This window comes from Kosakonia oryzendophytica (assembly GCF_027886705.1).
Lineage (GTDB): Bacteria > Pseudomonadota > Gammaproteobacteria > Enterobacterales > Enterobacteriaceae > Kosakonia > Kosakonia oryzendophytica.
Genome location: NZ_CP115659.1, coordinates 4,550,181 through 4,567,411 on the forward strand (window position 1 = coordinate 4,550,181; position 17,231 = coordinate 4,567,411).

At 56.0% G+C, this 17,231-nt stretch carries 16 protein-coding genes; 4 read left to right on the forward strand and 12 right to left on the reverse strand.

What is annotated here, in order from left to right; all coding sequences use genetic code 11:
* Nucleotides 1-67: 67 nt before the first annotated feature.
* From treB to nrdG, 4 genes are all read left to right on the forward strand, one after another.
* Nucleotides 68-1,486 carry a PTS trehalose transporter subunit IIBC gene (gene treB, locus O9K67_RS21955; protein WP_061498232.1) on the forward strand — a complete coding sequence of 473 codons (1,419 nt, stop codon included), beginning with the start codon at nt 68-70 and terminating at the stop codon, nt 1,484-1,486.
* Between the two features lie 46 nt (nt 1,487-1,532).
* The gene (treC, locus tag O9K67_RS21960) at nt 1,533-3,188 is read left to right on the forward strand and encodes an alpha,alpha-phosphotrehalase (protein WP_061498248.1); all 1,656 of its coding nucleotides are present in this window, start codon (nt 1,533-1,535) and stop codon (nt 3,186-3,188) included.
* Between the two features lie 378 nt (nt 3,189-3,566).
* Nucleotides 3,567-5,702 (forward strand): anaerobic ribonucleoside-triphosphate reductase, encoded by a 2,136-nt coding sequence (gene nrdD, locus O9K67_RS21965; RefSeq protein ID WP_061498251.1) that lies wholly within the window; start codon nt 3,567-3,569, stop codon nt 5,700-5,702.
* Between the two features lie 178 nt (nt 5,703-5,880).
* Nucleotides 5,881-6,345 carry an anaerobic ribonucleoside-triphosphate reductase-activating protein gene (nrdG, locus tag O9K67_RS21970; RefSeq protein WP_061498254.1) on the forward strand — a complete coding sequence of 155 codons (465 nt, stop codon included), beginning with the start codon at nt 5,881-5,883 and terminating at the stop codon, nt 6,343-6,345.
* 165 nt (nt 6,346-6,510) lie between these two features.
* Here nrdG and O9K67_RS21975 read toward each other — a convergent pair whose 3' ends face one another.
* The 12 genes from O9K67_RS21975 to pmbA all read right to left on the reverse strand — a co-directional run bounded on the left by O9K67_RS21975 (nt 6,511) and on the right by pmbA (nt 17,226).
* Nucleotides 6,511-8,421, reverse strand: coding sequence for a BglG family transcription antiterminator (locus tag O9K67_RS21975; protein WP_061498257.1), 1,911 nt, complete (start codon nt 8,419-8,421; stop codon nt 6,511-6,513).
* A gap of 15 nt (nt 8,422-8,436) precedes the next feature.
* Nucleotides 8,437-9,585, reverse strand: a complete 1,149-nt coding sequence (locus O9K67_RS21980) for a lactonase family protein (protein WP_061498260.1) — start codon at nt 9,583-9,585, stop codon at nt 8,437-8,439.
* A gap of 57 nt (nt 9,586-9,642) precedes the next feature.
* Nucleotides 9,643-10,383, reverse strand: coding sequence for a 2-dehydro-3-deoxy-phosphogluconate aldolase (gene dagF / locus O9K67_RS21985; RefSeq protein WP_061498263.1), 741 nt, complete (start codon nt 10,381-10,383; stop codon nt 9,643-9,645).
* The gene (locus O9K67_RS21990; RefSeq protein WP_061498266.1) at nt 10,380-11,498 is read right to left on the reverse strand and encodes a DgaE family pyridoxal phosphate-dependent ammonia lyase; all 1,119 of its coding nucleotides are present in this window, start codon (nt 11,496-11,498) and stop codon (nt 10,380-10,382) included. The genes dagF and O9K67_RS21990 overlap by 4 nt, the downstream gene beginning before the upstream one ends.
* Nucleotides 11,482-12,615 carry an amidohydrolase/deacetylase family metallohydrolase gene (locus tag O9K67_RS21995; RefSeq protein WP_061498279.1) on the reverse strand — a complete coding sequence of 378 codons (1,134 nt, stop codon included), beginning with the start codon at nt 12,613-12,615 and terminating at the stop codon, nt 11,482-11,484. Before O9K67_RS21995 ends, O9K67_RS21990 begins: the two co-directional genes overlap by 17 nt.
* A gap of 42 nt (nt 12,616-12,657) precedes the next feature.
* Nucleotides 12,658-13,299: a DUF4310 family protein gene (locus O9K67_RS22000; protein ID WP_061498282.1), complete on the reverse strand. Its 642-nt coding sequence runs from the start codon at nt 13,297-13,299 to the stop codon at nt 12,658-12,660.
* 9 nt (nt 13,300-13,308) lie between these two features.
* Nucleotides 13,309-14,085, reverse strand: coding sequence for a DUF4311 domain-containing protein (locus tag O9K67_RS22005; RefSeq protein WP_061498284.1), 777 nt, complete (start codon nt 14,083-14,085; stop codon nt 13,309-13,311).
* A gap of 50 nt (nt 14,086-14,135) precedes the next feature.
* Nucleotides 14,136-14,432, reverse strand: coding sequence for a DUF4312 family protein (locus O9K67_RS22010; RefSeq protein ID WP_061498287.1), 297 nt, complete (start codon nt 14,430-14,432; stop codon nt 14,136-14,138).
* Nucleotides 14,433-14,434: 2 nt separating this feature from the next.
* A complete protein-coding gene (locus tag O9K67_RS22015; RefSeq protein WP_061498291.1) occupies nt 14,435-14,797 on the reverse strand; it encodes an SFCGS family glycine-rich protein in 363 nt (120 codons plus the stop codon).
* A gap of 10 nt (nt 14,798-14,807) precedes the next feature.
* Nucleotides 14,808-15,143, reverse strand: a complete 336-nt coding sequence (locus tag O9K67_RS22020; protein ID WP_071890630.1) for a glycine dehydrogenase — start codon at nt 15,141-15,143, stop codon at nt 14,808-14,810.
* Between the two features lie 288 nt (nt 15,144-15,431).
* Nucleotides 15,432-15,818, reverse strand: a complete 387-nt coding sequence (gene cybC, locus O9K67_RS22025) for a cytochrome b562 (protein WP_061498298.1) — start codon at nt 15,816-15,818, stop codon at nt 15,432-15,434.
* Nucleotides 15,819-15,873: 55 nt separating this feature from the next.
* Nucleotides 15,874-17,226 carry a metalloprotease PmbA gene (gene pmbA, locus O9K67_RS22030; protein WP_061498303.1) on the reverse strand — a complete coding sequence of 451 codons (1,353 nt, stop codon included), beginning with the start codon at nt 17,224-17,226 and terminating at the stop codon, nt 15,874-15,876.
* Between the last annotated feature and the right edge of the window lie 5 nt (nt 17,227-17,231).

Sequence of the window (17,231 nt, forward strand, 5' to 3'; positions counted from 1 at the left end):
ATTTTTTTGCCCGCGGTTACGCTTTGCTCCGGTCATTACGCATCATTTCTCCCCCAGAGGCACCATGATGAGCAAAGTAAATCAAACAGACATCGAGCAACTGATCGCGCGGGTCGGCGGACGGGAAAACATCGCCACCGTCAGCCACTGCATTACGCGGTTGCGCTTTGTATTGAACAACCCGGCAGCTGCCGATCCGAAGGCTATTGAGCAGTTACCCATGGTCAAAGGCTGTTTCACCAACGCCGGGCAATTCCAGGTGGTGATCGGCACCGACGTTGGCGACTACTATCAGGCGCTGCGTGTCGCCACCGGGCTGGCCCACGCCGATAAAGAGCAGGCTAAACTGGCGGCACGGCAGAATATGAAGTGGCACGAACGCCTGATCTCGCACTTCGCGGAGATCTTCTTTCCGCTGCTGCCTGCGCTGATCAGCGGCGGTTTGATCCTTGGCTTTCGCAACGTGATTGGCGATGTGCCCATGAGCAACGGGCAGACGCTGGCGCAGATGTCACCCGCGCTGAAGACGATTTATGACTTCCTGTGGTTAATTGGCGAAGCCATCTTCTTCTATCTGCCTGTGGGTATTTGCTGGTCTGCGGTACGCAAAATGGGCGGCACGCCGATCCTCGGTATCGTTCTGGGCGTAACGCTGGTTTCCCCGCAGTTAATGAACGCCTACCTGCTGGGCTCACAAACGCCGGAAGTGTGGAACTTCGGCCTGTTTACCATCGCCAAAGTGGGTTATCAGGCGCAGGTAATCCCGGCATTGCTGGCCGGGCTGGCGCTGGGCGTGATCGAAACCCGTTTAAAACGTCTGGTGCCGGATTACCTCTATCTGGTGGTGGTGCCGGTCTGTTCGCTGATCCTGGCCGTCTTCCTTGCACACGCCTTGATTGGCCCGTTTGGTCGCCTGATTGGTGATGGCGTGGCCTTTGCCGTGCGTCATCTGATGACCGGCAGTTTTGCGCCTATCGGCGCGGCACTGTTTGGCTTCCTCTATGCGCCGCTGGTGATCACGGGTGTGCACCAGACCACACTGGCAATCGATATGCAGATGATCCAGAGCATGGGCGGAACGCCAGTCTGGCCGCTGATTGCCCTCTCCAATATTGCGCAAGCCTCGGCGGTGGTCGGCATCATTATTTCCAGCCGTAAACAGAATGAACGCGAGATCTCCGTTCCTGCTGCCATCTCCGCCTATCTGGGGGTCACGGAACCGGCAATGTACGGTATCAACCTGAAATACCGCTTCCCGATGCTGTGCGCGATGATCGGTTCCGGCCTCGCCGGGCTGCTGTGCGGCCTGAATGGCGTGATGGCGAATGGCATCGGCGTCGGCGGTTTACCCGGGATCCTCTCTATTCAGCCGACATTCTGGCAAGTCTTCGCCCTGGCGATGGCTATCGCAGTGATGATCCCCATGGCGCTGACCTCCTTTATTTATCAGCGTAAGTTCCGTCACGGCACATTGCAGATTGTGTAATTTTTGGGGCGCCGTTGCGCCCCCTTCCTTTTCGCAGGACATTGTTATGAATACCCTTCCCCACTGGTGGCAAAACGGCGTTATTTATCAGATCTACCCCAAAAGCTTTCAGGACACGACCGGCAACGGCACCGGTGATTTGCGCGGCGTCATCACCCGACTCGACTATCTGCAAACCCTCGGTGTAGACGCCATCTGGCTGACGCCGTTTTATATTTCGCCGCAGGTGGATAATGGTTATGACGTGGCGAATTACACCGCCATTGACCCTCTGTACGGCACGCTGGACGATTTTGACGAACTGGTGGCGCAGGCTCATCAACGCGGGATTCGTCTGGTGCTGGATATGGTGTTTAACCACACCTCAACGCAGCACCCCTGGTTCCAGGCAGCGCAGGACCCCACGAGCCCTTACCGCTCTTTTTATATCTGGCGTGATGGCGTCCCCCAAACGCCGCCCAATAACTGGCGCTCAAAATTCGGCGGCGGCGCGTGGCGCTGGCACAGTCAAAGCGGTCAGTACTACCTGCATCTTTTTGCCCCGGAACAGGCGGATCTCAACTGGGAAAACCCGGCGGTACGCAATGAACTGAAAAAAGTCTGCACGTTCTGGGCAGATCGCGGTGTTGACGGTTTACGTCTGGATGTGGTGAATCTGATCTCCAAAGCGCAGGATTTCCCCGACGATGAGCAGGGCGATGGTCGCCGTTTTTATACCGATGGCCCGCGCGCTCACGCTTTTTTGCAGGAGATGAGCCGGGAGGTCTTTCAGCCGCGCGCGCTGATGACGGTCGGAGAAATGTCCTCCACATCACTGGATCATTGCCAGCGTTATGCGGCGCTGGATGGCCGCGAACTGTCGATGACCTTTAATTTTCATCATCTGAAAGTGGACTACCCCAACGGGGAAAAATGGATGCTGGCGCGCCCCGATTATGGCGCGCTGAAAGCCCTGTTCCGCCACTGGCAACAAGGGATGCACAACGTTGCGTGGAACGCGCTGTTCTGGTGTAACCACGATCAGCCGCGCATTGTGTCGCGCTTTGGCGATGAGGGGGCCTTGCGCGTGCCATCGGCTAAAATGCTGGCCATGGTGCTGCACGGTATGCAAGGCACGCCGTATATCTACCAGGGTGAAGAGATTGGCATGACCAATCCGCACTTTTCCCGCATTACCGATTACCGCGATGTGGAAAGCCTCAATATGTTTGCCGGGTTACGCACTGCCGGGCGTGAACCCGATGAATTGCTGGCGATACTTGCCAGTAAATCCCGCGACAACAGCCGCACACCGATGCAGTGGACGGCCCGCAAAAATGCCGGTTTCACCACCGGCGATCCGTGGATCGGGCTTTGTGATAACTATCGGGAAATCAATGCGGAAAATGCCGTCAGCGATGCAGATTCGGTATTTTATACCTATCAGACTTTGATCCGTCTGCGTAAAACCCTGCCGTTGTTAACGTGGGGGGATTACCAGGATCTCCTGCCTGCACACGCGCATTTATGGTGTTATCGCCGCCAGTGGCAAGGACAGACGCTACTGGTTATCGCCAATCTCAGCGATGAATGCCAGTCATGGCGGCCCGGTGCCTTGCCAGGCGACTGGCGGGTACTGATAAGTAACTATGCCGAAACCGCTTCCCGTCCCGTCGACATGACCTTACGGCCATTTGAAGCCGTATGGTGGCTGCAAGAGTAATTTTTGTCCCTTCGCACAGAAAAACAGCAGGCATAAACCTGCTGTTTTTGTTGAATTTTTAGTCAAAATGAGAATTGAAAAATTTACACTCCGCCAGGTCGCCCGTCCTCTGTGCTATCAGATTTTTACTTTGTTCTGAGTCAATAAAAACGTAAACATGTTTGATGCAAATCACTATATATAGAAATTAGAATGCACGCCGGCCCTATATGTTGTATTAATCGACTACGATCTACACAAGCATACCGCCTGGACAGCAATGCATGCTGTGGATAACGCGGGCCGAAACGGGACGAACCCATTGGTTTTAGTAATGAATAATCAGCCAGTCAGCGCGTCCTTTATTGTGGATAACCTGTTTTCTAAAATGGAGTGATCATGACACCGCATGTGATGAAACGAGATGGCTGTAAAGTCCCTTTCAAATCAGAGCGCATCAAAGAAGCGATTTTGCGTGCAGCTAAAGCAGCGGGAGTCGATGACGCAGACTATTGCGCCACCGTCGCAGAAGTTATCAGCAACCAGATGCAGGGCCGCTCGCAGGTTGATATCAGCGAGATTCAGACCGCCGTCGAAAACCAGCTTATGTCCGGGCCACATAAACAACTGGCGCGCGCCTATATTGAATACCGCCATGACCGCGATATCGCGCGGGAAAAACGCGGCCGCCTGAACCAGGATATTCGCGGGCTGGTTGAGCAGACCAACTCAGCACTGCTCAACGAGAACGCCAACAAAGACAGTAAAGTGATCCCCACCCAACGCGATCTGCTGGCGGGTATCGTGGCCAAACACTATGCCCGTCAGCATCTACTACCGCGAGATGTGGTACTGGCACACGAGCGCGGCGAGATCCACTATCACGATCTCGATTACTCCCCGTTCTTCCCGATGTTCAACTGTATGCTGATCGATCTGAAAGGCATGTTGACGCACGGGTTTAAAATGGGCAATGCCGAAATCGAGCCGCCAAAATCGATTTCTACCGCCACCGCCGTTACTGCGCAGATCATCGCGCAGGTCGCCAGCCACATCTATGGCGGCACGACAATTAACCGTATTGATGAAGTCCTGGCACCGTTCGTGACCGCCAGCTTCGAAAAACATCGCAAAGTGGCGACCGAATGGAATATTCCGGATGCCGATGGTTATGCCCACAGCCGCACCGAAAAAGAGTGTTACGATGCCTTCCAGTCGCTGGAATATGAAGTCAACACGCTGCATACCGCCAACGGCCAGACCCCGTTCGTCACCTTCGGTTTTGGCCTGGGCACCAGTTGGGAGTCACGCCTGATCCAGCAATCAATCCTCCGCAATCGTATTGCCGGTCTGGGTAAAAACCGCAAAACCGCCGTGTTCCCGAAACTGGTTTTCGCGATTCGCGATGGCCTGAACCACAAGTTCGACGATCCGAACTACGACATCAAACAGCTTGCGCTGGAGTGCGCCAGCAAACGTATGTACCCGGACATCCTGAACTACGATCAGGTGGTCAAAGTCACTGGCTCGTTCAAAACCCCGATGGGCTGCCGCAGCTTCCTGGGCGTGTATGAAGAGAACGGTGAGCAGATCCACGATGGGCGTAACAACCTGGGCGTGATCAGCCTTAACCTGCCGCGCATTGCGCTGGAAGCGAAAGGCAATGAAGACGTGTTCTGGAAACTGCTGGACAGCCGTCTGCAATTGGCGCGCAAAGCGCTGATGACGCGTATTGCCCGCCTGGAAGGCGTGAAAGCGCGCGTGGCCCCCATTCTGTATATGGAAGGTGCCTGCGGCGTGCGCCTGAAAGCGGACGACGATATCGCACCGATCTTCAAAAACGGTCGCGCCTCTATTTCGCTGGGTTATATCGGGATTCACGAAACCATTAACGCGCTGTTCGGCAATAAACATATTTATGACAGCGAAGCCCTGCGTGCCAAAGGCGTGGCAATTGTTGAACGCTTGCGTAAAGCGGTGGATGAGTGGAAAGAAGAGACGGGTTACGGCTTTAGCCTGTACAGCACGCCAAGCGAAAACCTGTGCGACCGTTTCTGCCGTATCGATACCGCCGAATTTGGCGTGGTGGAAGGCGTAACAGACAAAGGTTACTACACCAACAGCTTCCATCTCGACGTTGAGAAAAAGGTTAACCCGTACGACAAAATCGATTTCGAAGCGCCGTACCCGCCGTTAGCCAGCGGGGGCTTCATTTGTTATGGCGAATACCCGAATATTCAGCACAACCTGCGTGCACTGGAAGATGTCTGGGATTACAGCTACCAGCATGTGCCGTATTACGGCACCAACACGCCTATTGATGAGTGTTACGAGTGCGGTTTTACCGGTGAGTTTGAGTGCACCAGTAAAGGCTTCACCTGCCCGAAATGCGGCAACCACGATGCCACCCGCGTGTCGGTGACCCGTCGGGTATGCGGTTATCTTGGCAGCCCGGACGCACGTCCGTTTAACGCCGGGAAGCAGGAAGAAGTGAAACGCCGCGTCAAACACCTCGGCAACGGGCAGATGGGTTAACGTCTATTTGCCCGATGGCACTGCGCTATCAATCTGCTATATATCCGCAACGCAATTGACGTCAGAACAAGGCGACAATTGCGTGTGTCCCGGGGACTTTACATCAGTAAGTGACCCGGGCGCGCGCAAGCAGCCAACGCAGCGATGGCGTCAATTGATAAGCGGATGAGATGCGAAAATGAATTATCACCAATATTACCCAGTCGACATTGTCAACGGTCCCGGCACCCGCTGCACACTGTTCGTCGCCGGCTGCGTGCATGAATGCCCCGGCTGTTACAACAAAAGCACCTGGCGGCTGAACTCCGGCGTGCCGTTCACGGCCGAAATGGAAGAGCGCATAATCGCGGATCTCAACGACACCCGCATTAAACGGCAGGGGATTTCACTCTCCGGCGGCGATCCACTGCACCCGCAAAACGTGCCGGATATTTTAAAACTGGTCACCCGCATTCGCGCCGAATGCCCCGGTAAGGATATCTGGGTCTGGACGGGCTACAAGATGGACGAACTCGACGCCGCACAGCGTGAAGTAGTCGCACAGATCAACGTGTTGGTGGACGGAAAATTTGTCCAGGATTTGAAAGACCCGATGCTGATCTGGCGAGGCAGCAGCAACCAGGTCGTCCATCACTTGCGCTAAACAGCGCGGCAGCCGCTTGCTGGCATTCCGGTAAGCGGCCGCGTTTTCTCGTTTGCCCACCGCTACAGCAAAAACCAAACCGTCACGCCAGCTGCGTATACACCTTTAAATAACCCCCCCGCCACGGTATAAGCGTGTTGCGGTATCGTTCATCCCCAACAGGTTCTAAAAACGGCTGAGCGATTCCATTGCTACGCGTTTGAACGTGGCAAAGTCTGCACAGGCACAAAGCCTGGCGGTGGCGCGTTCGCGCAAGAAAGTGACGAAAATATCGTAGATCGCCATCGCCTCTTCGTACTCGCTTTTGCTGATCGCCAGTAAAAAAATGACGTGCGCGGTGTCGTCTCCCCAGCGGATCCCCTGCGGGGCCAGCACGGTATAGACCACGGTTTTTTTCGCCAGCAACCCAAGGGCGTGCGGTAAAGCAATGCCTTCCCCCAGCAGGGTGCTGACAATCGCTTCACGTTCAATGACCGAGTCGAGAAATTCTGCGTCGACAAAACCTTCATCACGCAATTGGTCACAGAGGGTGGTAAACAGCGTTTGCTGATCCATCTCACCGTCGATAATGCGGAAATGGAGCGCATCAAAATACTTTTCCAGCATCCACGGGCGCGTTCTGTCCACCAGCACCAGTTTGCCGATCTGCTCCAGTTGATACTCACTGGGGAACGGCGCAATAGTGACCACCGGTTTATCTTTTTCACTGACCCGCGCAGTGGAAATCACAAAATCTTCGGCAATAGTGGCGCACTGCTCGTAATCACGCAGCGTCACGGTGCGGGTAACCACAATTTGCGGGTATTTCCGCCCCAGCACGGCTTCAATCATGCGCGCCATTGCATTTCCGGCATCACACACCAGCAACACCTGCGGTTGCCGCTGGTAACCAATGTTGTAGTGACGCTCCAGCCCCACGCCAATGTGCAGCACCAGAAAACCGATCTCGTTTTCGCTGATCACATACGGTGTGTATTTCCCCCAACTGGAGACCGCCGCCAGCGTCATGTCCCAGGCCATGGGGTAGTGCTGCTTGATGTTATCCAACAGCGGGTTGGGGATCATGATTTGGTAGCGCACGCGGGTGATCATGGTTTTGATATGCGTCAGCAGGTCCGCATGCAGTTGTGTGTCGTTTTGCAGGTTGTAGTTATAGTGGCTATTGATATAGCCAAGAATGTAATTCACCAGTGTTTCATCATCATCGGCGCTGATGGCGCTGGGTACCAGTTCCTGCACGCGACGCCCGGCGATATGCACTCGCAGCCAGTGCTCTTCCGCCGCCGCCAGCGGTTTCCCCGCCAGTTGTTGCAATGCGGCTGAGATATCCCGTGCGGCGTCGCGCACGTTCTCATCCCCATCATCGGCGGTAAATTCCGACAGCGGATAGCCCTCGCTGATACGGCGTACTGCAACCGCGCAATACAAGCGGATAAACAGATCGCCTTCGTCAGTCAGGCGAATGTGATAACGACTAAAACAATCGTGCAGAACAGACGCCAGTGCTTCCGGCACGCCTGGATTGAGCGCATCTTCGGTGATCAGCGGGTTCTGTGCATTCTGTTGCGCCAGCTCCCACAGTAAATCCGTCAGGCAGGCGCGCAGTGCCATTTCACTGCCAAACAGTTTCATACCATGACGCGGGCGGGTTTCCAGCGTCAGGCGATAGCGGGAAAACCACTCGCGCACTTCCGTCATGTCGTTTTGCAGCGTGGCGCGGCTGACAAACCATTCGTCCGCCAGATCTTCCAGTTTGAGGGAAAACGCGGAGGTGAGAAAACGCACCACCAGATAGTGCACCCGCTCCGGAGCACTGCGCGGAATACGCAACGCACGCGGGCGGGTGGCCTGCAAGCTCTGATAGCGGGCAGCGTCATCGATTTTTAGTTGATAACCGCTGCCGCGCGTCAGCACAAATTGCGCACCGTGCTGCAACAGCAACGCGTTGAGAGCAGTGATATCGGCCCGAACAGTACGCGTCGACACAGACAAGCGCTGTGCCAGCTCATCCTGCGGTAGCGTTTCGTTTTGCAGCATAGTAAACAGTTGCGCTAAACGTTGGTTCGGGAATCGCACATCGCTCTCCAGGCTTTAAGGGTGAGATGAAATGACCATCTGAGATGGACTGCCCACCGGGGTGTAATCCGGCTCAAATTGCAGTTTTCCGTTGGGTTCCACGCGAAAGCGGGTGATGTTATCGCTGCGCTGATTCAGCACATAGAGCCAGCGCCCATTCGCCGCCAACGTCAGCGTGCGCGGATAATCACCGCGTGTCCACACATCGTCCTGATGCGTGAGCGAACCATCGGCTTTCACCGTAAAGTGCCCAATGCTGTTATGCAACCGGTTGGCAACATACAACTGTTTGCCATCGGCGCTTAACACCAGACCCGCGGCAAAACTGGTGCCTTTGTAGTCTTTCGGCAGCGCAGAAATGGTTTCCCCCTGCTGTAATGTGCCGGTGGTTTTATTCAGCGCGTAGTGCGTCAGCGTCGACGACTCTTCATTAATCAGCCACAGGCCGTCGCCTTGCAGCGTGAAAACAAAGTGACGTGGACCGGCTCCTTTGGAAGAGGCACTGATAAAAGGTGGATCATTAGGTGTTAACGCGCCTGTTTTGCCATCAAACTTATACTGGTAAATGCGATCCAGCCCCAGATCGGTGGAAAAGACAAATTTCCCGCTCGGATCGGCGGCAATCATATGCGCATGGGGACCATTGTGATCGCTTATCGCAAAACTACCTTCCACCGCCGCTTGCGGTTTTGCCGTGCCAGGTTCCCCCTGATCCTGCCGCTTGTCCACCGCTTCCCCGAGGCTGCCATCATCGTTAACCGGCAACACGGCAATCGAACCGCTGACGTAATTCGCCACCAGCAAGAAACGGCCATCCGGCGTTAGTGACAGATAGACCGGCCCGGCCCCGCCAGACGCCACTTGATTGAGCACGCTCAGCTCGCCATTGTTGCCAATACGCAGCGCCTGAACCGCGCTCTGCTCCACTTCGCTGGCGAGATAGAGCGTCTTGCCATCGCGCGCCACGGTCAGTTGCGCCGCGTTCGGCAATGTGCTGACCAGCGTTTTATTGCCAAGCACTCCCGATTGCGGATCGACGGTGAAACGGTACAACCCTTCACCATTCGGGTTGTACGTTCCCACCCAGGCGTATTCGGTTTGTGCCATGACGTGGGTCGCCAGCAGAGAGAGTGAAGCGGCAAGTAGATAACGAACAGTCGTCATAATGGCTCCTGACACAACGGTTGAGTTGCTCCCTCACAACAGGGAGAGGGAGTGCGTTTACTGCACCAGTTTTTGGGTTATCGCCATCAGTTGACAAACGTCCGCCGGACGCGTGTCGCCGCTCGCCTTATCGATGATTGAGCTGTAAACATGCGGGATAATTTTACGCACTCCCGCCTCCAGTGCGATTTGCAGGATCTCACCAAAATTGTCCAAATCGATACCGCCAGTCGGCTCCAGCCAGAAATCGTAACGCGCACAAGCTTCAGCCACCGCCAGATACTCGTCACGGCACGTCAAACCGCCCATTGGGAAGTATTTAACCGAGCTGCCGCCCATATCTTTTAACAGTGCAATTGCCGTCTCAATCGGTACAACGCCGTCCGCAGCCTGGCTGCTTAGCGGCCCGGTGGAGATTTTCACCAGCCCTGGCGTTCCCGTTGGCGAGACCAGGCCGTTTACCACCGTCTCACTCTGCCCCAGCAGCGCCCGGCTGGTTGCCACGCCGGTAAAGACCTGATTCACATGCTGCGGTTGCACCTCACGGGCGATGGCGCTGACCATGGCGGACTGGTTCGGATCACCCGCACCCAGGCCGACAGAGAGCGCGTTATCAATACGCGCTGCATAGTCGCGCATATCGGCGACCGCCGTGGCAACGTCCGGGTAGTTTTTCGACAGGACGCCCACCAGCACATGGCCTTCTGCAGCCTCGTAAATGGCGCTGGCGTTATCTTTACTGCCTGCCAGCACATTCAGGCACACACGGTCACGGTAAAAATTGGGGGTCAGTTTCATGGGCGTTGCTCCTTGTTCAGTTCTTCGGCGATGCGGCGATACACAACCGCCAGTTGGTCGGCAGTTACGCTACGGACATCGGCCTCGATAATGCCTTCATTGGCTTTATAGCCACGGAAGTAAATGGCGTATTCCCCCTGTTTCAGGGCGCTGACTAAATCACCTGTGGCGATACCCGTTATCGCTTCGTCGAACTTGATTTCGCTACGGGCAATATCTCGCCCGGCGCTGTCCCACACGACGCGCGCGCTGACGCCCGGCAGCGTATTAAGCTGGTCGATAAACGGCGTCATTTTGGCGACCATTTCCGCACCGCTCTCTTTCCGGGCGCTAAGGTAGTGTTCAATGGCGCAGGTCAGTCCGAGAATGCCCTCTTTGCCCACTTTCATCGCCCGACCAATGCCCGCCGTCTGGCGTTTGACCCACTCGACGTACTGCGTTTTGCCGATCACCAGCCCGCTGGTTGGCCCCTCGATCGCCTTCGCGCCGCTGTAGATAACCAGATCGGCGCCAGCGCGGTAGTAGCACTGCAAATCCTCTTCCGCCGCTGCATCGACAATCAGCGGCAGATCGTGTTTACGCGCCACCACGACAGCCTGCTCAACGCTGAGCATGCTTTTCTGTACGCAGTGGTGGGACTTGATATAGAGGATCGCCGCCGTGCGCGGGGAGATCGCCGCCGCCAGTTGATCGGCGGAACATTCGTTGGCGTAGCCGGCTTCCACAACCTTACCGCCGCCCAACGCCACCATTGTGCCGACCGGTGCGCCAAAGTTGACGTTATGGCCGCGCGGCAGCACGATTTCGTTGTTCTCAATCACCGTGCTGTGCAGGTTTTCCAGCAACCAGTCACTCTCTTTCACCAGTACAGCGGCCACCGACTGTGCAATACCGGCAGAAGCACAAGAGACCACCGTCGCGCCCTCAACCTCCAGCAGATTCGCGATGTACTCCCCGGTCTTGTTCACCAGATCTTTCATTTCGAAGTAGTGATTCATGCCGCTAAGGACCGCCTCAACCACTTCCGGGCGCGGGGTGGAGACGCCGAGCGCCGTCATGCGCCCGGAGGCATTAATCACCTGTTTTAATTGGTACTTATCATAAATCGAAGGCATGTTCCGCACTCCCCTGTTCGGTCATATAGCCATGGCCTGCACGAATGGCGGCCAACGGCGTGATTAACTGTTCAGCCTGTAAGCTTTCGTGTTCCGCATCGGTAAACAGCACTGGCTGGCGCTTCAGGTCGAAAATGGTCAGATCGGCGTCATAACCGACCGCCAGTCGCCCTTTCTGTTTCAGGCGCAGGCCCTCGGCGGCGTGGTCGGTCACACAGGCAATCACCTGCGGCAGCGACAGGCCAATGGCGAGAAATTTGGACATCACGTTCGCCAGTGAGCGCACCGGGCCGTCAATGCGGTTGCGGCAGTAGATGTCGGAACTGATGGTCTGCGGCAAAATGCCCAACGCTATCGCACGTTTTGCCACCGTAAAGCTAAAACTGGCGCTGCCGTGTCCGACATCCAGCCGCACACCGCGGCGAAGCGCGCGGGCAACGGACGCGCGCAACTCCCCGCCGGGGGTCAGAATGCGGTTCGGTTTACCGTTATAGCAGTGGGTGATGATGTCGCCGGAGGTGAGCAGATCGGCAATCTCGTCGAGGTTCGGCGGGTTGTTACCGATATGCACCATCAGCGGTAAATCACCGTTCTCTTTTTGTATCGCTTTCGCGCGTTCAAGCGGTGTAATGCCGTTGTCACCCACCACGCTGCTGCTCATCCGCGCTTTCAGGCCAACGATAAAATCCGGGTGGCGTTGCACCGCATCACGTACGGCGCTGGCATCGATATTATTCAGGTTCGCCAGCTCATTTTGTGCAATCAGTCCCACGCGGGAGATATTCAACAGCGCATAGACTTCCGTGGTTGCCTGGCGGGTGAGGGTATAAAAGTCGTCAATATCGTCCGCACCGGTGCTGCCTGCATCGATCACCGTGGTGACCCCGGTTGCGATCCCGACACTGTCGGGCTGATCGTGATAGATCGGCGAGTTTGGGTAGCAATGGACGTGGGAGTCGATCCACCCGGCGCTGACATAATGTTCACCGTGTAAATCAACAGATTTCACCGCCGGGCCGCTGATATCACCCAACGCGGCGATTTTACCCGCACTGATGGCGATATCCGTCACCGTATCGTCAACCAGACGTGCCCGGCGCAGGAGTAAATCAAACATGCGTATCTCCAGAAGTAACGGGCGCCGTAGCGCCCGCGGGTATCAGAGGGCCACCGGGAAGATGGCACCCAGCAACATCGCACCCAGGATCGCGCCCCCGGTGATCGGCTTTTGCCAGAGGTAAAACAGCAGTGCGCCCACCAGTGAACCGATGCCAATAGGAATCGAGGCCGTCATGGCGCTGAGAATAATCAACGGGCCAAGGAAGCGACCCGACGCATTACCCGCCCCCATCATCACGTCTGCGCCGTAAGTGGAGTCGCTCTGGTTAATGGTGAACTTACGCGCCAGGATAATCAGGTAACCAATCAACACCCCAATCACCAGACCGGTTGCCAGCGAGGCAACAAAGTTCGCCACCGGGAAGACAAAGCCCGCGCCGAGCAGCAGTGCCGGAACGCCAAGCCCGACACCGGTTTGGATCGCGCCGCCGATATCCAGAATCCCCACCAGCGAACCTTCAATAATGCGGGCAAACAGGAAGCTGGCACCAAACGCCGCCACCGCTCCGTATACGCCAGTGTCCATACCGGAGCGCAGCATCGAGACAAACGCCACTTCGTTGAACGCGCCGATGCCGTACAGGTAGTACATATGTGTCCCGGCAAAGACGCCGGAAGAGAGCAGGCCGACGAAAATCGGGAATGACCAGTCGGCGTACCAAAAGCCTTTATTCTGTTCCATCGTCTTTCCTTATTTGCCGCTGAGCGAGTTGTGGATGAGCTCAAGCCAGTTCGGCGCGCTCAGGTGGAAGGACTCAATCATTTTCAGATCGAAGCCGCGGAAGAAACCGCTCAGGACAAACAGGGCGACAATCGCGGTCATCATTACTTTGGTAACGCGGTTCCAGCCACTCTCTTCCACGCCTTTACCGATCAGAATACCCAGCACCAACCCCGGAACGGCGTTACCCATGATTAACTGCGCCGCGCCGCCAAAAACGGTGGCCCAGAAACCGGATTTTTTACCGGCGTCGATGGCCGCCAGCCAGAAGATCACCGGCATCACGGTATTCACCAGTAAGTTTGCTGCCGGTACCAACACTTTCACCGCCGTGACTTGCAGCGCCGCCGGTACGGAAGAGGCCGTCAGGTTGAGGAAGGTGACCACCACCATGCCGATCAGCCCACAGGCGATGGCCATCTTTTTCGGATCGTGCAGGGTTTCGCCGACGTTACGGTTTTTCACCATCAGCGCCGCCGCGCCCCAGTTGGGGATAATGCGGTGGTCAACGTCCTGGGTAAAGGAACCCGCAGCTACGGATGACGCCCAGGCGTTAAAGAAGAACCCTAAGCCAAAGGAGAAGTGCGATGCCGGATCCCCTTCGCAAGAGTTCAGTTCCCCCAAAGTACGAAATGCGCCCATACCCTGAGTGGTCGGCGCGTGGAACATGCGTGCAGCCCCGGCACCCACGCCGACGCCAACCAGGCCGCCGATGATGAGTGATTTTATTAGTATGATTAAGAACATCAGTCTGCCCTCTTCTACCCGATGGAACGGACTCACGGGTATGCATTGAGTTATTTCGTGACGAAATCCACTTTATCGAGATTGATGGCGGTCACGTTGACGGTCACATCCAGCTCCACGCTGTAGGTGCGTCTTTCCCGACGCAGGAAGAGGAACAAAAAGGCCTCTTTCCGCGTCGTTTCCTGCGCATGAACAACCTGCACATCCTGTGGCTCGATACGCAGTAAAATATGCGGCGACGCTTTCATCACCGCGGCCTGAACGTGGCTCAGCGCATCGGCGAAGGCGCGATTTTTCGCATCGCCCTTGCCGTTAACCCTGACCGTGGTGGTGAACTGTTCTTTCATGGTTATGCGCCGTATTTTTTCAGCCACGCCTGCACCAGGCGCTCGCCCAATTCTTCTTTGTCCATAAAACCGAATCCCAGCACGTTGCAGCCTTCGTTGATGGCGGTGACGCCCTCTTCCACGGAGCGCATGCCGTATTTCGCTTTGTAACCATGTTTGTTTTGCGCGGTGATGGCGCCTGCGCCACCGCTGCCGCAAAATGAAATGCCGAAGGTGGCGTTTTCCGCTTTCATCACGTCGCCAAGTTTCATATCCGCCGCCACGCCCGGTACAACCACCGCGCGGCCGCCTGCTTTTTCGACGCCTGCGGCCACTTTCTGGCCTTTACCCAGACGATCGCCAATCACTACGGTAATTTGTTCCATCTTTCGCTCCTTACAGGTTGTCTTTCGCCACTTCGAAGTGCACCGACAGCAGCCAGGCTTCTTCTTCCGGTAAATTGCCGAATGCCGCCACCACCTCGCGGGCAAGGTCCATCGACCCGGCTGAAATTTCATCAAACAGGCTGGCGTCCACTTCCGGCAGCGGTTCGCCCGTCACGGAACGGTGCGCCATTGCCCGGACATGCGAGGTCAGCATCTGCTGCTGTACTGCATTCGGCGTGATGCCTTGATCGCTTAACAAGGTAAACACCTTCGTCAGCATGCGCTGTGCGAGGGTTGCCGTTTGCGCTGCCTGCTCCGCGTCGTTCATTACCGCTCCGTTATTCACTCGTCTTACCCCACTCATGGCTTCGGAATAAAGCTAACGTTGCAGGTTAAGAGTTTGTAGCGAGGAGTTTTCCACTTCGAAGTGGAAAGGCGGAAGGTCTTAGTGATCTGCGCCACAGAAATCGGGTCACTGAAGATTTTTGACTGGGCAACGGTCACAGGAATGCAGAAAAGTTGCGGAAATCGGTGTGGAAATGAGAATAAAAAAACGGCGAACCGAAGGGGAAAAGTGTGAGATGAATAAGGTTTACTTATTGGTAAAGCGGGGCCGCAGCCCCGCCGGGTATGCTTAGCGGAACTTCTTGTGATAGGTGTTGCGGGTGTTAGCCAGACCTTCAGCAGCCGCCTTCGCCTCTTTCACTTTACCTTCATTAGCCAGTTTCAGCGCATCGTCAATCTGCCCAACCAGCACATCAAAGCCGTGACGATAATCTTTCATCTCGGCGCTATCCGGCGCTTTCCCTTCCAGCTTCGGCGGGGTAGCTTTTTGCGCATCCAGCGCGGCGGTGCGCATATTGGTTAATGCGCCTTTCAGCTCGGTGGCATCATTGGTTTTCTGCACCACTTTGAGGTTATCGCTCAGGGTGCCCATATCATCCTCAAGATCGGCGGCAAACACCGCCGAACCCATAAACAACGACGACACAGCCAGGATTGCTAACAGGTTTTTACGCATTGCTCACTTCCTTTTTTATTATCACGCTGAAGGCGCAGCTCTTAGCGCCACGGAGTTATTGTCCGGCGATTTTCATCTCCGGGAGTAACACTGAACCACACTGAATATTACTGCGTTGTTCAATATCGTCACCGACAGTAACAATATCGCGCCACATCTCTTTCAGGTTACCGGCAATGGTGATTTCGCTCACCGGATACTGGATTTCCCCGTTTTCCACCCAGAAACCGGCAGCGCCGCGCGAGTAATCGCCCGTGATGCCACTAACGCCCTGTCCCATCAATTCTGTTACCACCAGACCGGTGCCCATCTCTTTCAGCATCTGCTCAAAACTGAGACCGCGCCCAGCGATCCGCCAGTTATGAATGCCGCCCGCATGCCCGGTACTCTTCAGCCCCAGCTTGCGCGCAGAGTAGTTGGTCAACAGCCACTGGGTCAGCACGCCGTCTTTAATAATATCGCGACGCTCGGTGCGCACCCCTTCGCTGTCGAACGGCGTGGAAGCCAGGCCTTTCAGCAGGTGCGGATGCTCTTCAATCGTCAGCCACTCTGGCAGGATCTGTTTGCCCAGGTAATCCAGCAGGAAGGTGGATTTACGGTACACCGCGCCGCCAGCGATCGCGCCCACCAGGTGGCCAAACAGCCCGGTCGCGACTTCGCTGGCAAAAATCACCGGTGCTTTCATGGTCGACAGCTTACGCGGAGACAGGCGAGACAGAGTACGGCGCGCACACTCTTCACCCACCCATTCCGGCGTGTGCAGATCGCGGATATCACGCCCGATGGTGTAGGCGTAATCGCGCTCCATATCGCCATTTTCTTCAGCAATCACGCAGCTCGACAGGGAGTGGCGGGTGGAACAGTAACTTTGCAGCATACCGTGGCTGTTGCCGAACACTTTGATGCCATAGTGGCTGTTAAAGCTCCCACCTTCGGTATTGTTGATACGTTTGTCTGCTTTCAGCGCAGCTTGTTCCGCACGCGCAGCCCATTCGATGGCTTCATCCGGCGTCACTTCCGCCGGGTGGAACAGATCGAGATCCGGAGCATCGAAGGCCAGCAGCTCTTTATCTGCAACGCCCGCGTAAGGATCCGGCGAAGTGTAACGGGCGATATCGAGCGCCGCCTGCACCGTACGGGCAATGGCATCCGGGCTGAGATCGGTAGACGACGCGCTGCCTTTGCGGTTCTGGTGATAGACGGTAATGCCCAGTGCACCATCACTGTTAAATTCAACATTCTCCACTTCGCCGTAGCGTGTGCTGACACCGATGCCGGTGGTTTTACTGACAGCCACTTCCGCACCATCCGCCTTCCCGGAGGCCAGCTCCAGCGCCGTGGTAACTGCGTCTTCCAGTACTTTGCGTTGTTGTGCAACTTGTGTGATCACTTTCATCGCCAATGCCATAATTA